At 53.2% G+C, this 13,991-nt stretch carries 20 protein-coding genes; 15 read left to right on the top strand and 5 right to left on the bottom strand.

The features are described from left to right. Window positions 1-12 precede the first annotated feature (12 nt). The 12 genes from traJ (at window position 13) to NBH07_RS15125 (ending at window position 7,712) form a co-directional block, all read left to right on the top strand. The gene (traJ, locus tag NBH07_RS15180) at window positions 13-1,032 is read left to right on the top strand and encodes a conjugative transposon protein TraJ (protein WP_075964280.1); all 1,020 of its coding nucleotides are present in this window, start codon (window positions 13-15) and stop codon (window positions 1,030-1,032) included. Window positions 1,033-1,069: 37 nt separating this feature from the next. Continuing rightward, window positions 1,070-1,693: a conjugative transposon protein TraK gene (traK, locus tag NBH07_RS15175; protein ID WP_075964279.1), complete on the top strand. Its 624-nt coding sequence runs from the start codon at window positions 1,070-1,072 to the stop codon at window positions 1,691-1,693. Window positions 1,694-1,695: 2 nt separating this feature from the next. After that, window positions 1,696-2,031, top strand: coding sequence for a hypothetical protein (locus NBH07_RS15170; protein WP_244155015.1), 336 nt, complete (start codon window positions 1,696-1,698; stop codon window positions 2,029-2,031). Then, complete coding sequence (gene traM / locus NBH07_RS15165) at window positions 2,012-3,319, top strand: conjugative transposon protein TraM (protein ID WP_244155014.1); 1,308 nt, start codon at window positions 2,012-2,014, stop codon at window positions 3,317-3,319. Before NBH07_RS15170 ends, traM begins: the two co-directional genes overlap by 20 nt. Before the next feature lie 36 nt (window positions 3,320-3,355). Continuing rightward, the gene (gene traN, locus NBH07_RS15160; RefSeq protein ID WP_075964278.1) at window positions 3,356-4,249 is read left to right on the top strand and encodes a conjugative transposon protein TraN; all 894 of its coding nucleotides are present in this window, start codon (window positions 3,356-3,358) and stop codon (window positions 4,247-4,249) included. Window positions 4,250-4,253: 4 nt separating this feature from the next. Continuing rightward, entirely contained in the window at window positions 4,254-4,841 is a 588-nt protein-coding gene (locus NBH07_RS15155) for a conjugal transfer protein TraO (protein WP_075964277.1), read from the top strand. Between the two features lie 20 nt (window positions 4,842-4,861). Continuing rightward, window positions 4,862-5,356 carry a TraQ conjugal transfer family protein gene (locus NBH07_RS15150; RefSeq protein ID WP_075964276.1) on the top strand — a complete coding sequence of 165 codons (495 nt, stop codon included), beginning with the start codon at window positions 4,862-4,864 and terminating at the stop codon, window positions 5,354-5,356. Next, window positions 5,346-5,669, top strand: a complete 324-nt coding sequence (locus NBH07_RS15145; protein WP_199676325.1) for a hypothetical protein — start codon at window positions 5,346-5,348, stop codon at window positions 5,667-5,669. Before NBH07_RS15150 ends, NBH07_RS15145 begins: the two co-directional genes overlap by 11 nt. Window positions 5,670-5,852: 183 nt before the next feature. Further along, entirely contained in the window at window positions 5,853-6,317 is a 465-nt protein-coding gene (locus NBH07_RS15140; protein WP_075964275.1) for a hypothetical protein, read from the top strand. A gap of 92 nt (window positions 6,318-6,409) precedes the next feature. Next, window positions 6,410-6,787 carry a hypothetical protein gene (locus NBH07_RS15135; RefSeq protein WP_250833532.1) on the top strand — a complete coding sequence of 126 codons (378 nt, stop codon included), beginning with the start codon at window positions 6,410-6,412 and terminating at the stop codon, window positions 6,785-6,787. Between the two features lie 3 nt (window positions 6,788-6,790). Next, window positions 6,791-7,258, top strand: coding sequence for a hypothetical protein (locus NBH07_RS15130; RefSeq protein WP_075964273.1), 468 nt, complete (start codon window positions 6,791-6,793; stop codon window positions 7,256-7,258). 124 nt (window positions 7,259-7,382) lie between these two features. After that, entirely contained in the window at window positions 7,383-7,712 is a 330-nt protein-coding gene (locus NBH07_RS15125) for a hypothetical protein (RefSeq protein WP_075964267.1), read from the top strand. Window positions 7,713-7,804: 92 nt separating this feature from the next. Here NBH07_RS15125 and NBH07_RS15120 read toward each other — a convergent pair whose 3' ends face one another. The 5 genes from NBH07_RS15120 to NBH07_RS15100 all read right to left on the bottom strand — a co-directional run bounded on the left by NBH07_RS15120 (window position 7,805) and on the right by NBH07_RS15100 (window position 11,197). Next, complete coding sequence (locus NBH07_RS15120) at window positions 7,805-8,581, bottom strand: phage antirepressor (protein ID WP_075964266.1); 777 nt, start codon at window positions 8,579-8,581, stop codon at window positions 7,805-7,807. Between the two features lie 275 nt (window positions 8,582-8,856). Further along, a complete protein-coding gene (locus tag NBH07_RS15115) occupies window positions 8,857-9,432 on the bottom strand; it encodes a DNA cytosine methyltransferase (RefSeq protein ID WP_241902980.1) in 576 nt (191 codons plus the stop codon). 206 nt (window positions 9,433-9,638) lie between these two features. After that, the gene (locus tag NBH07_RS15110) at window positions 9,639-10,013 is read right to left on the bottom strand and encodes a helix-turn-helix domain-containing protein (RefSeq protein WP_008766487.1); all 375 of its coding nucleotides are present in this window, start codon (window positions 10,011-10,013) and stop codon (window positions 9,639-9,641) included. Window positions 10,014-10,016: 3 nt separating this feature from the next. Continuing rightward, complete coding sequence (locus NBH07_RS15105) at window positions 10,017-10,349, bottom strand: helix-turn-helix domain-containing protein (protein WP_075965337.1); 333 nt, start codon at window positions 10,347-10,349, stop codon at window positions 10,017-10,019. Window positions 10,350-10,786: 437 nt separating this feature from the next. Continuing rightward, complete coding sequence (locus NBH07_RS15100) at window positions 10,787-11,197, bottom strand: MBL fold metallo-hydrolase (RefSeq protein WP_250833531.1); 411 nt, start codon at window positions 11,195-11,197, stop codon at window positions 10,787-10,789. A gap of 197 nt (window positions 11,198-11,394) precedes the next feature. Between NBH07_RS15100 and NBH07_RS15095 the strand changes: the two genes are divergently transcribed. The 3 genes from NBH07_RS15095 (at window position 11,395) to dinB (ending at window position 13,988) form a co-directional block, all read left to right on the top strand. Continuing rightward, entirely contained in the window at window positions 11,395-12,066 is a 672-nt protein-coding gene (locus tag NBH07_RS15095) for a peptidylprolyl isomerase (protein WP_005855801.1), read from the top strand. 5 nt (window positions 12,067-12,071) lie between these two features. Next, window positions 12,072-12,836, top strand: a complete 765-nt coding sequence (locus NBH07_RS15090; RefSeq protein ID WP_005855798.1) for a peptidylprolyl isomerase — start codon at window positions 12,072-12,074, stop codon at window positions 12,834-12,836. A 66-nt stretch (window positions 12,837-12,902) separates the two neighbouring features. Continuing rightward, window positions 12,903-13,988 carry a DNA polymerase IV gene (dinB, locus tag NBH07_RS15085; RefSeq protein ID WP_009017772.1) on the top strand — a complete coding sequence of 362 codons (1,086 nt, stop codon included), beginning with the start codon at window positions 12,903-12,905 and terminating at the stop codon, window positions 13,986-13,988. The last annotated feature ends 3 nt before the right edge of the window (window positions 13,989-13,991 follow it).

The raw sequence follows: 13,991 nt of genomic DNA, 5'->3' as shown, positions 1-13,991 counted from the left end.
GATACAGACTATATGGTATTACTATCCCTATCTTTCGACAGCCTGCACGGTATCCTGCGCCGGCTGTATGACGAGATGACCGAACTCTGCCAGCCGATGATGACGCTGGCCACGGCCATCGCCGCCCTGGGCGCGCTCTTCTACATAGCCTACCGCGTGTGGCAGTCCCTCTCGCGTGCCGAACCGGTGGACGTGTTCGGCATGCTGCGCCCCTTCTGCCTGGGCATCTGCATCCTGTTCTTCGACGTGATAGTACTGGGAAGCCTGAACGGTATCCTGAGCCCCGTCGTGCAGGGAACGGGTGCCATGCTCCACGACCAGACCTTCGACGTGAGGAAGTTCCAGGAGGAAAAGGACAGGCTGCTTTCCGAGATGCCCCTGAAGGTGGCCGTGACCGGGGAGTTCAACCCCACGGACGAGGAGCTGGAGAAGGAGATTGCCGACATGGGCTGGAACGGGGAGGACTACGCGGTGATGCAGCGGATGTCCCACACCTGTTACTCCTTCTCCCTGCAAAGCATCGTGCAGACCATCATGCGCAAGGTGATGGAGTTCCTTTTCCGCGCCGCCTCGCTGGTGGTGGACACGATCCGTACCTTCTTTCTCATCGTCCTCTCCGTGCTGGGGCCTATAGCCTTCGCGATCTCGGTCTTCGACGGTTTCCAGGGCACGCTCGTGCAGTGGCTGGCCCGTTATATCAGCGTATACCTCTGGCTGCCCATCTCCGACCTGCTCGGGGTGATGCTCGCCAAGATACAGACGCTGGTGCTGCAAAGCGAGATGGAAATGATACAGGATCCCCTGAGCGTCTTCTCCCCGGACGGATCGACGGCCATCTATCTGGTGTTCATGCTCATCGGGCTGGTGGGATACTTCTGTGTCCCTACCGTGGCGAACTGGGTGGTACAGGCCGGCGGCATGGGGGCGTACAACCGGAACATGAACAACACGGCAAGCAAGGCCGCCAACGTGGGCGGGGCCGTAGCCGGGGCATCCACGGGCAACGTGGCCGGAGTGCTGCTGAAGAAGTAAGGACGAACCGGGTAATAACATTCATTCATTTCAAGACATGGAATTCAAGAGCTTAAAAAACATCGAGTCCTCGTTCAGGCAGATCCGCCTGTTCAGCCTCGTGTTCCTTGCCGCCTGCACCCTCCTGACCGTTTTCTCCGTCTGGAAGTCCTACCGGTTCGCCGAGGAGCAGCGGGAGAAGATCTACGTGCTGGACGAGGGAAAGTCGCTCATCATGGCCCTCTCGCAGGACGCCGCGCGCAACCGCCCGGTGGAAGCGAGGGAGCACGTGCGCCGCCTGCACGAGCTGTTCTTCACGCTGGCCCCCGACAAGGCGGCCATCGAGTCGAATATAAACCGGGCGATGTACCTGGCCGACAAGAGCCTGTACGGGTATTACCGGGACTGGAACGAGAAAGGTTTCTACAACCGGCTCATCAGCGGGAACGTCAACCAGACGGTGGTGGTGGACAGCATGAGCTGCGATTTCGACAGCTATCCCTACCGCGTCACCACCTATGCCCGGCAGATGATCATCCGGGGGAGCAACATCACCGAACGCTCCCTGGTGACACGCTGCCGCCTGCAGAGCACGGTCCGCTCGGACAACAACCCGCAAGGGTTCCTTGCGGAGCATTTCGAGATTCTGGAAAACAGGGACCTGCGTACCGTGGAAAGGTAACGGTGTCCCGCAGTAATCAATCATTCAATAATATCTGGAAAATGGATATAAAATCAACGGCAAGGGAAAGGCTGAAGGCATATCTGGACGGCCTTTCCGAGAAACAGAGACGGGGCATCCTCGTGGCGATGCTGGCCTTCACCTGCATCGCATCGGGTATCGTCCTGCTGCGCGCCGCCGGCCGGCTGACACCGGCAAGGGAGCGCATGGAGCTTCCCTTCGGGGAAGGCAGCCTCACGGATACCCTGCGCAGGCTGCCCGATCCCCTGAAAGGACAAGTAACAAGTATTTACCGGACCATTAAACAACCCCAGCAGAATGGAAAACAGGAAGAGTAACATGGAAGAAGGACACGTGCCCGCCGGGGAAGCCCCGGAAGGCACACGGCCGGCGGAAGCCGGGGATATCCCCTCCAAAGGGACAAAACCGGAAAAGCGGCTTAGCGGGGAGGAAATCCTGCGCCGCAGGAAATACATCGTCATACCGGTCTTCGTGCTGGTATTCCTGGCTGTCCTCTACTGGATATTCGCCCCTTCCGGTGACAACGGGGAAACGGTGGCGGGCGGTTCCGGATTCAACGTGAACGTACCGGACCCGGCAGCGGTCCAACTGGAAGGGAATAAAACGGACGTTTATGAAAGACAGCAGGTCCGGCGTGAGAAAGACAGACGGATGCAGTCGCTCTCCGACCTTGCCGGAAGGTTGTTGGAAGGTAAGGGGCAAACGGACAGCGTCACCGCTCCAAACGGCAGCATACGGCAGTCGGCGGACACTTACGAGAAGATCACGGAGCAGCTGGAAAGTTTCTACGAGACACCGCAGGAAACGGCCGGCGGCCTGGAACAGAAGGTGGATGAGCTGAACCGCCGGCTGGAAGAGGCAGAAGCGGAAAACCGGCGAGCGGAATCCCGCGAGCGGATGATGGAACAGTCCTACCGGATGGCCGCCAGGTACCTGACCCCCAACCCGGAAGGCTCGCCCGGCGAGGCGAAGGAGGAAGAAAAGCCGGAGCCTGTCCCCGTCAGCCGGGCGGAGAGCGGAACGACCTCCGCCCTGGAGCAGCCGCTGACGGATTCCGCGTTTGTCGCCTCACTGGCCGTGGAGAGGAACTACGGTTTCAACACGGCGGTGGGCAGCAGCTACCGGATGGGGATGAACACCATCCCGGCCTGCATCTCCGAGAATCAGACCCTCGAGCAGGGAGGACGGGTGAAGCTGCGCCTGCTCGAGCCCCTGCAGGCCGGAAGTGTCACTGTGCCGGCCAACAGCCTGGTGACCGGTACGGCCGACATCCGGGGGGAACGTCTGGACATCCTGGTAAGCAGCATCGAATATGCCGGGAATATCATCCCGGTAGAACTGGCCACATATGACATTGACGGGCAGCGGGGCATCTTCGTGCCGGGATCGGAAAGCCGGACGGCCGCCAAGGAAGTATTGGGGGACGTGAGCCAGAGCATGGGAGGCAGCATCTCCTTCGCCGGTTCCGCCGGGCAGCAGGTGGCGATGGACCTCACGCGGGGTGTCCTGCAAGGCGGGACACGGTTCATCTCGCAGCGGGTCAAGGCGGTCAAGGTAAAGCTGAAGGCCGGGTACAAGGTGTTACTGGTCACAAAAAAGCAATAACAAGGTTTAACTGTAATTTTTAAGCAATCATTCAAGATGAGAACATTCATTCTTTTAATCATGGCTGCGCTGGCGGGGATGACCTGCCGGGCGCAGGAGCGCAAGCCGGAGGGCGGAGTCAGGATCCTGACCGCCGGCCAGCACATCACGCCCTACAGGATCGGCGTGCCCTTCAGCAAGACGGTTCATATCCTTTTCCCCTCGGAGGTCCGCTATGTCGACCTGGGCAGCACGGACATCATCGCGGGCAAGGCGGACGGCGTGGAGAACGTGGTGCGCGTAAAGGCGGCCGTCCGGGATTTCCCCGGCGAGACGAACTTCTCGGTCATCACGGGCGACGGATCGTTCTATTCGTTCCTCGTCTCCTACGAGGAGGAGCCGGAAGCGTTGAACATCAATATGGACAGCCGGTTTCCGACAGAATCCTCCACTGAGGGAAGCGCCGTCCGTGTGACCGAGCTCGGCGAGGAGGACCCTTCGGTCATCGCCAGCCTGATGTACACCGTACACCGTCTGGACCGCAGGGACGTGAAGCATATCGGTTGCCACCAGTTCGGGATGCAGGCCCTGCTCAAGGGCATCTATGTGCATAAGGACCTGCTGTTCCTCCACATCTCATTGGCCAACTCCTCGCATGTGCCCTTCGACATTGACTTCGTGCGCTTCAAGGTGGTGGACAAGAAAGTGGCCAAGCGAACGGCACAGCAGGAGACCTACATCGAGCCGGTGCGCGCGCTCAACGAGCTGAGGCGCATAGAGGGCAAGGGGAAAGGACGCATCGTCTATGCTTTCCACAAGGTGGTCATCCCCGATGACAAGCTCATCGAGGTGGAGATTTACGAAAAAGGCGGCGGACGCCACCAGCGGTTCCATATCGAGAACAGTGACCTGGTGGACGCCGGACTGGTGGACGAACTGATAAAGGAGTAATTCTATGAGGAAATATCTGTTTATAATAATGATGTGCGCCTTCCTGTCCTCTTTGGCGGGCAAGGTTTCCGCCCAACGCTACCTGCCCGGGCAGACGGGGCTTGAACTGAGGCTGGGCGGCGTGGATGACTTCGGAAGGAACGTAAGGCACCTGAGGGGGAATTTCCAAATCGGGATGGCCCTGAGCCGTTACAACCGCAACCGCTCGCGCTGGGTATTCGGGGCGGATTATGTGAAGAAGCATTACGCCTATAAGAAAATAGCGGTTCCCAAGGAGCAGTTCACCGCGGAGGCGGGCTGTCTCTTCCCGTTCCTCTCGGACAGGGGCAGGAACGTGTTCCTGTCCGCCGGCCTGTCCGCGCTGGCCGGTTATGAGAGGGTAAACCGGAACGGCAGGCTCCTTTATGACGGGGCGACCCTGCTGCACAAGGGTGCCTTCATCTACGGTTTCGCCCCGGCATTCGAGATGGAGGCGTACCTTACGGACCGCTGGGCTTTTCTTTTCAATGTCCGGCAGCGTGTCTTCTTCGGCTCGTCCGTAGGGCACTTCCATACGGTAGTGGCCGTCGGGCTGAAATATATCATCGATTAATCTTTTAAGAACTGGAAACAATGAAATTAGGAACATTCATCATGGGATGCGCGCTGGCCCTGCTGGCGTGCACCCTTGCCGGCTGCGACGACCGTCTGGAGGTGCGGCAGGCATACGACTTCTCGCTCTCTTCCTGGTACCTGCAGGAAGGCATCGCGCCCGACGAGACGGTGGAGATCCGTCTGACGCTTAACCGCGAGGGGGATTACCGCGAGGCCCGTTACCGCGTCGGATACATACAGCTGGAGGGTGACGGCGAGGTGTTCGCCGCGGACGGAACCAGACTGGTGAACCGCGAGCTGACGGACCTCTCCGGCATCGCGGGGCTGGACACGACGGACATCCTCCGTCAGGTATTCACCCTCTTTTACCGGAACACGGGTGGGGACAATCCCGGGATCCGCTTCGTGGCGGTGGACAACTTCGGCGTGGAACGGACACTGGACATCCCGTTCTCCATCGAGGATAAAGATATGACCGACATCGTTAAAAATAAGGAACCATATGTTGATTAGGAGAGTTTGGCAAATGCCCAACAGTCGTACATTCAGTATCAAGCCTATTCGGGAACTCATTCAAAAATACGCGAACGGCTATACCATAGATCCGTTTGCGGCCGGGAACAGGCTTGCGAACGTAACGAATGATATTGATCCCCAGTATGATACTGATTTTCATATGGATGCCACGGATTTCCTGAATTTATTTAAACCGGATAGTGTGGATACGGTTCTATATGATCCTCCTTATTCTCCACGGCAAGTTGCGGAATGTTATAAAGCGTTAGGGATCACGGTCAATATGCAAACCACCCAGGCTTCATACTGAAGCAGGCAGAAAGAGGCCATCGGCCGAATTGTAAAAAAAGGAGGCATTGTAATCACCTGCGGATGGAACTCTGGTGGAATAGGCAAGAAATACGGTTTTGAAATCATAGAGATTCTATTGGTCGCCCACGGCGGGTGGCATAATGATACGATCGTGACAGTGGAAAAAAAAGTATTATAGAATATGACGGAACAGGAAAAATACGGCATGGAGCAGCTTGCCGAGTATCTGGACATGCGGATACGGAACGAGGAAAAAAATATAAAGGAGAACCGGGATAAACTGGACCGGGATTATCTTTATCATTTTGCGTGGAACGGGGAGGAGCTGTTCAAGTCCCATTTCATGGTAAAGCAATACGGGGAACTCCGGCAGGTAATCAGGGTGGCGGAAGCTCCCGGGGAGGTGCATGGATATATACAGCATAAACGGGAGGAATGCCTGAAGGAGCTGGTCAGCGGGAGTATCCGCAGGCGTAGCACGGACGATATTTTCAATCTGGCACATACCTACCGGCTGGAATGTATGCAGGGACTGGTCAAGGATTATGCTGGCTTCGAACGGCTTCTGTCCATGAAGGCTCCCCAGAAGGAGATAAGAACGAAGAAGGCCCCTGAAAGAAAGAGGCCGGACGGATTAAAGATGTAACGTATATGAGGCAGGAAAACTGGAGCGTCCGCAAACTACGGAAATTGCTGGACAACAAGATCGCAGCCGTCGAGAATGTCATGCGCGAGGGGTTGGAGTCCGCCTCTACGGACTACTGCCGTTTCTTTGAGTGGAAAGCCGCGTACCTGTACAAGGGGGAGCTACTGCGCGGGCATTACCGCCTGTTACGTAATAAAGTCAGCAGGACGGATGACGTGGAGGATCTGAAGAGGTATTTCGGGGATATCGCCATGTACCACAGGGAAAGGCTGACGGGCGGAACGCCGGCGGGAAGCGGCACCCACCCGATGGCGGACACCTGCCGCGCGCTGTCGCTGGAATGCTCGCGGCAGGTGCTGAAAGATTGCATGGAGTTCTCGCGTATCCTTTCCCTCGGACAGCCGGAAGAGGACATGAAAAAGGAAAACAGACAACCCGTAAAACATAGGACGAACGGATTAAAACGATAAGGTATGGAAAGACAGAACCCAGGCATGGTCCGGTTTATGGACCGGCTGAATGAGAAAATGGAACTCCTGGACGAAAAGATCCAGAACAAGGCGGCAAAAGCCGGTGAGGATTACCTCTCCTTTTTCGAGTCACACGCGGAAGAGGCGTACAAGGAGTATTACCTGTACAAATGTTTCAGGGACTTGAGAAAGAAGGCAAGGGAATCGGGCAGTCCGGAAAAAGTGTTGGAGTATCTGAAAAAGAGGCAGAATGTCTGCCTGGACACGTTGCTCAGGCAGGACATCGCCGCCCGCAGTACAAGCCCGATGGCGAACATGGCGCACACGCTGCGGCTCGAATGCGTCCAGCAGCTCGTGGAGGATTACGGGCATTTCATCCGGATACTTGCCGACACGCTACGGCAGCAGGAGACGCGGCGGGATACCCGGACACTCAGGGAAAAGGAAAACCGGAGGGGGCCAAAACTATAGCCTTCCCGTTCCCGGATGAGTACGGGAATAAAGAAAAATAAAGTTAAGTTATGGATAATGAGAGTTGTATCATTATGAAAGGTCAGGATGGCCGCTTTACTTTGTAAAATAAAAACAATTGGACATGAGGATTGTGGAGCATAGCGTAAGACGTTGGGAGTCTTACCCGGAAGCAGACACGGAAACCTGCCTGTGGGAAGCCTGCGTGGAGCACGAAGGCGAATATTACGAGGTGCAAGTGGAAGCAAGGGAGGTCGGCGGTGACAAGATGTATTATATGGGGTATATCAGGAATACCCAATGTATAAAAGCGCATTTCAGTGACGGCTGGCTGGGCTTCGGCTTTTCCGATATACGTGGCACGTGCAAGTATATCCTGAAGTCAATGCGGAAAGTGATCCGGGGGGATTACAGCTCCATCAGGGGAGCGGGCCATTCGGTAGACATGCCTTGATAAATAAACCAGGTCCGGGACGGAGATTTCAAGGGCTGTTCTCCCAAATAACGGGGAACAGCCCTTTTTTTGTTGCCGCCAGCGGCGAAAGGTTAAAAGAGAGACAGGCTGCTGAAGAGGCAGTGGATGAACAGACGGCCCTTCTCGGTCCACACCGTATGCATGGCCGTACCGGTTTCCCCGCAGCGGCTCTGCCAGCTGTGCGTATGGGTCCGTGTGTATCCTTCCTTCTGATAACGTGCGGTAAGCAGCCAGGTTCCGCCAAGGCGGAACTGGATACCGAGAGCCTTCAGCCTCCGGTTCAGCTCCCTGCCGCTCATGCCCAACTCCTTGGCGATCTGCGTGACCGTGTAAGTGCTTGGAGAGTGGAGCACCTCGTCGAAATAACGTACTTTCGGGGCCTGCAGGCTCAATTTAAGGGCGTTCAGCGCGTTTTCCTTTTCCAGTCCGGATATGTACCGGTCACGCTCTCTCAGCTTGGCCTCCGCCAGTTGCAGGGTCCGCGAGAGCAGTTCCGCGTCCGTTTCCCCCTCTTTTTCCAGCAGGTAGCCGCCCTCCTTGAGCGTGCGGGGGACCAGCTCGTCGAAGATCCAGCTTTCGAACCTCTCGGCCGAGGGCAGGCGGCTACAGGCCATCAGGCGGTACAGGTTCCCCTCGTCGATGAACTTCACTTTCTGTCGGCCGCCTGCCGTCAGGAGGTCGTGGACGCATACCCCCTTCGGCCTGCAATGCCGGTTGACGGCATCCTTGGGATTGGCGTATCCCAATGCCGAGGCCACGTCCCTGGCGCAAAACCAGACCCTGCCTCCGGCTTCCACGGTCCGGACCTTGCCGAACTCGGGATGTTCTGTTATGACTAACGTGCGCATGTCGTTTACTGTTTATAGGTTGATTCTATCGCTTTGAATATCTCATGGATTACCTGGGGGACGATGGCGTTCCCGTATCCCTTGACGGACTGCTGCCGCCAGGAAGAAAAGGTAATACCGTCCAGCTCGTGGGGAACCCCATCATCTCGGCCACAAACAGGGGATTGAGTTGGAAACTCCTCCCAGTTTGGGCAAAGGAATCGGGAAGGCCGCCCTGCCGCGGGTTCTTCCCCTTCCTCCCAATGTGCTCCAAGGTCGGGAGCAGCCCGTGGAAGTCAAGGAAGTCCGTCAGGCCGTTGGGATTCTTCTCCCCGTCTTCCGTCTCGTGCATGGAGGTGCGCCCCTGACGTTTCCAACGTTCCACCCGTTGCCAGTGGTGTATCTCCGTTGCTGTCGGGGTGGGCAGCAGCATCTCGCGGATGATCTCCGGCAGGCCCTTCTGTTGGCTTCCGGGTCCCCTTACCTTGAAGTCCGAGGCTATCGGCGTGGGCAACAAACCAGACACGGTCCCTTCTGTGCGGGGCACCGACGGCACAAGCCGGAATAAGCAGCGGCTGGACGGTATATCCTTCACGCTCAAGATCACGGCAGATGGTCTCGACGACGTATTCCTCCCGCTTACGGTATACAGGCTGATCCTCTCCGAACAGAGAGGGCTGACATCCCACGTGAGCCGCCTTGCCGGGCTGTACCACCTGGAGGATGCCACCAACGTTCTCACCAACAATCCAACCGGGCCGGATCTCGTGAATGGCACGGAGCATGTGAGGCCAGAGGTAACGGCTGTCTTCCGCACCCTTTCGCCGGCCGGCAACGGAAAAGGGCTGGCATGGAAAACCTCCCGTGAGGATGTCGATCCGTCCCCTTCATCCCCGAAAATCCGTAGTTGTAATATCCGTATAACTTTTTGCATGGCTGAACCAGTAATTTAAAATTCGGTTACAAAACTCATCTATCTCACAGTGGAAGGCGTTGCGCCATCCCATTCATTCGGCGGCAAGATCTGCCGCACCAAACCCGCTGAAAAGCGAGGCGTGTACCAGCTGTCTCATATTTATTATCTGATTGAAGGTTCCGTTTCTTTTTTTTCTTTCTCCGCCACTTCCAGAATGAAGGCTTTCTCGTCTATCTTCCGGTAGACACCCCCCATCTCAAGCATGTTCTTGAGCCGGAGGATGTCGGTGATTTCATAGACTGTCATGCCGTTCCGGTGGACGAAGCGGATGTAGCCTTTCTGTCTTTGTCTTTCCACTTCCTCACGGCTTATCTGCAGCAGTTCGCAGATTTCTTCCAATGTGAAGGTCAGCTGCACTTCCTTCGTCGCGCAGGCATAGGCCAGGATACTCAGCATCTGCAGGCATTTGCGATGCGCCTTGACAAGAGACGCAAACTTGTTGCGCTCGATCATGATGACTTTACTTTGATTTTCCATCTTCTATGATTTTTTTACGGGTTTGTTATTTCTGATGTCCGGACTTTCGTCCCTGTATTCCTCACGGAGGAACCGGTATACATCGGAAGCCCAGAAGTATATCTTGCCGCTCAGCTTGAAATAAGGCAGCTTGCCCGAGTTACGCCAGCGGATGAGGGTCCGGTCACAGACTTTCAGCTGCAGGCGCATGTCACGGCTGTCCAGCATCTGTTTGCCATTAAAGCTGGTCATGGCATCCAGTGCCGTTTCCAGCCGGGTGATGAGCTCCCGCTGCTCGGAGAAGCTCTTCTGGATTAATGCTTTCAGCATTTCGATGTCTTCATTTCCTGCTTCCATCTTTTGTTCTTTTTCGTTCGTCATTTATCCTTCTTTCTGCCGCAAAGTTTGGGAAAAAGGAAATGTAAAAATAGGGCTGACGGATACCGCCAGCCCTATTTTTTATCTGTAATACACTTATTATCAATACCTATTTCTTTTATTTTTTTTGTTTGCCCGAATAAAATGCGGCAGGATTGGAAGTTGTCTTTAGATTTTAAAAAGTATCGATATGCCTTCGAATTTCCAATAAAAAAAGGACCAGCAAATAATGCCGGCCCTTAATTAAAAGTTTTCGATTGATTTGTTGCACCCGAAAATATTGACTATCTTTGTGATAGAGATATTTGAAATTATGCAGAGAAACGCAATATGCAGCAAGACTTTTGCTACTAATGTGTTACCTGTTACCTTTGAAATTAGCCCTTACTTTTTGATTTTCAAAAAGATAAAATCAATCACTTAGATTTCATCAAAGAATCCATGTAGAATGTAGAATGATATTCCCGGCATACAGAAGACATTTCCGTACAAGTAGGAACACTGTAATGATCATTGTCGCAATGAGTGATCAATACCGCATCCAAATGGGGAACATCTTTAGGGGCGATCGGCATATTTATTAACAAAGGCATATCAAATCCCTTCAACATTGGATCGACCATCAAACACGTACCACGGCTATTAATCAGAAAGCCAGCGTTCCCCAACCAGCGTATAACCGTATGCCCGGTTGACTCAAAAGCCTCTTTGCCGAAAGGTTGTGATGCAGGAGGGATGGCTTGACCCTTTTCATTATAAGAAAACTGAGCCTTTATGTTTAAGACAATCCCCCCTAAAATTAAAATAGCTAAGATACTTGCTCTCATAGTATATTGAATTTAGAGTTTTAAATTTCTATGACAAAATTACCTAGATTCAACATAAAACGATGTGCATATATTACAGATGTTTGTAACGCTATTACGGTTTCCTACCAAAGAAATCATGTTTAGACCTATTCCTTTGATCATAGATATCGATATTTATTCTTATTTTTGTCCATCTAAAACTAATAGAAATAAATATGAGACGGATTCTTACGATGTTGTTTGTTTCGGTATTTATGCTTTCGCTATGCCCGCTGCATGCGCAAGAGACTGAGACATTGGTGCTGATTGATACGGATATGGGTAAGATTAAGGTGAAACTGTTCAACGACACGCCGTTGCACAGGGATAATTTTATCAAGAACGTAAAAGAACACCGTTACGATGGATTATTGTTCCATCGGGTTATCAAGCAATTCATGATACAAGGAGGCGATATCAACTCGAAAGACGCTCCCTTGGACGCACATCTGGGCGACGGAGATCTAGATTACACCATCCCCGCCGAGTTCGTGTATCCGAAATATTTCCATAAGCGGGGAATGCTCTGTGCCGCACGTACCCCGGATGAGGAGAATCCCGAGAAGGCCTCATCAGCGACTCAATTCTATATCGTGACCGGAAAGTTCTTTACGGAGATGGAGCTAGATAAGATGACCAAGGAGAAAGGCATCGAGTTTACGCCGGAGCAAAAAGAAGCCTATATGCTGGAAGGCGGAACGCCTCATCTGGACGGCAACTATACGGTGTTCGGAGAGGTTATACAGGGTATGAAAGTCGTGGATAAGATACAGTTCGTCGAGACGAACGCCGAAGACAGGCCCACGAAGAACATAAAGATCAAGTCAATGAAACTCATAGAAAAATAAGTAAAATGGAAAATCAAGCAACTGAGACAAGGGTGCTTATGCACACCAACAAAGGAGATATAAAGCTGAAATTATATAACGACACGCCATTACATCGTGATAACTTTATCAAGTTGGTAAAAGAAGGGCAATATAACGGCTTGCTGTTCCACCGTGTGATCAAGGATTTCATGATACAAGGAGGTGACGTAACTTCCAAGGATGCCCCAATGAACAAGCAACTGGGAGCGGGTGATCTGGGCTATACCGTTCCCGCCGAATTCCGTTACCCGAAATATTTCCATAAGAAAGGAGCCCTTTGCGCCGCACGTACCGGAGACGAAGTGAACCCGGAAAAGGCCTCTTCCGCCTCCCAATTCTATATCGTAACGGGGAAAAAGTATTCGGAACAAGAGTTGAACCAGATGGAAAAGCAACTGGAAGGCCGTCTGAAACAAGAGATATTCGCCCGCCTGCAAAACGAGAACAAGCCTAAGATCATGGAATTCTATCGCAGTGGTAACAAGGAAGAACTGGCGATCCTTCGTGATACCTTGATCGGCAAGACCGAGCTGGAGGCCGAGAAGCGGAAAGACGAGGTAAAGTTAAACCCGGAACTCCGTGAGGCTTACAAGAATGTAGGTGGCGTACCGTTCCTCGACAATCAATACACGGTTTACGGCGAAGTGGTAGAAGGCATGGATGTCGTAGACGCCATACAGTCCTCCAAGACCAACAAGCAAGATCGTCCGACCGAGAATATCGTCATTAACTCCGTAGAGATCTTATAATGCGGTTATCGGCTTCATAAACCGACGAAGGGGCTTATCGCGAATATCAGTAATAAAAGAGCTATCTTGAGAAAGATCATACATATCGATATGGATGCCTTTTATGCCTCGGTGGAACAACGAGACAATCCGGAGTTGCGAGGAAAACCCCTAGCGGTCGGGCATGCGGAGCAGAGAGGCGTAGTAGCCGCCGCTAGCTACGAGGCCCGGAAATATGGGGTACGTTCCGCCATGGCGTCTCAAAAAGCCAAACGTTTATGCCCGGACCTGATATTCGTACACGGAAGGATGGATGTATATAAATCCGTCTCACGCCAGATCCACGAGATCTTCCACGATTATACGGATATCATAGAACCCCTTTCCTTGGATGAAGCCTTCTTGGATGTCACGGATAATAAACAAGGCATCTCTCTCGCTGTAGATATCGCCAAGGAGATCAAGAAACGGATCTGGGAAAACTTGAACCTGATAGCGTCAGCGGGAGTCTCCTACAACAAATTTCTAGCGAAAATAGCCTCGGATTATCGAAAACCCAATGGATTATGTACCATTCACCCAAGCCAAGCCCTCGATTTCATAGCCCGTCTTCCCATTGAGTCCTTTTGGGGAGTAGGCCCCGTAACAGCCCGGAAAATGCATACACTCGGTATCCACAACGGGCTGCAATTACGGGAATGTTCGGGGGAGATGCTTACCCGCCAGTTCGGAAAGGCGGGAATACTTTATTATGAGTTTGCCAGAGGTATAGACAACCGTCCCGTAGAAGCGGTACGAATCCGGAAGTCGGTAGGTTGCGAGCATACGCTAGAAAAAGATATCTCCCGCAAATCCTCTGTTATCATCGAGCTTTATCACGTAGCGACCGAACTTATCGGCAGGCTGGAACGTTCCGGATTCAAGGGAAACACACTGACCTTAAAGGTCAAGTTCCATGATTTCAACCAAATCACGAGAAGCCTCAGCCGTCCGGAAGAGTTAACAACCTTAGATAAGATCCTTCCCTTGGCCAAGGAATTACTGAAAGAAGTGGAATATACCGAGCATCCCATCCGACTGATCGGCCTATCCGTATCTAATCCCGTAAAAGAGGAGCCTCATACGAAAGACCGTTGGGAACAATTAAGTTTTGAGTTCAGCGACTGGAAATAATAC

It is taken from the genome of Parabacteroides sp. B2-S-102, from assembly GCF_023656665.1.
Classification (GTDB): Bacteria; Bacteroidota; Bacteroidia; order Bacteroidales; family Tannerellaceae; genus Parabacteroides; species Parabacteroides distasonis.
The sequence above is the reverse complement of the archived record's forward strand: the minus strand, read 5'-3'. Positions and strand labels throughout refer to the sequence as shown.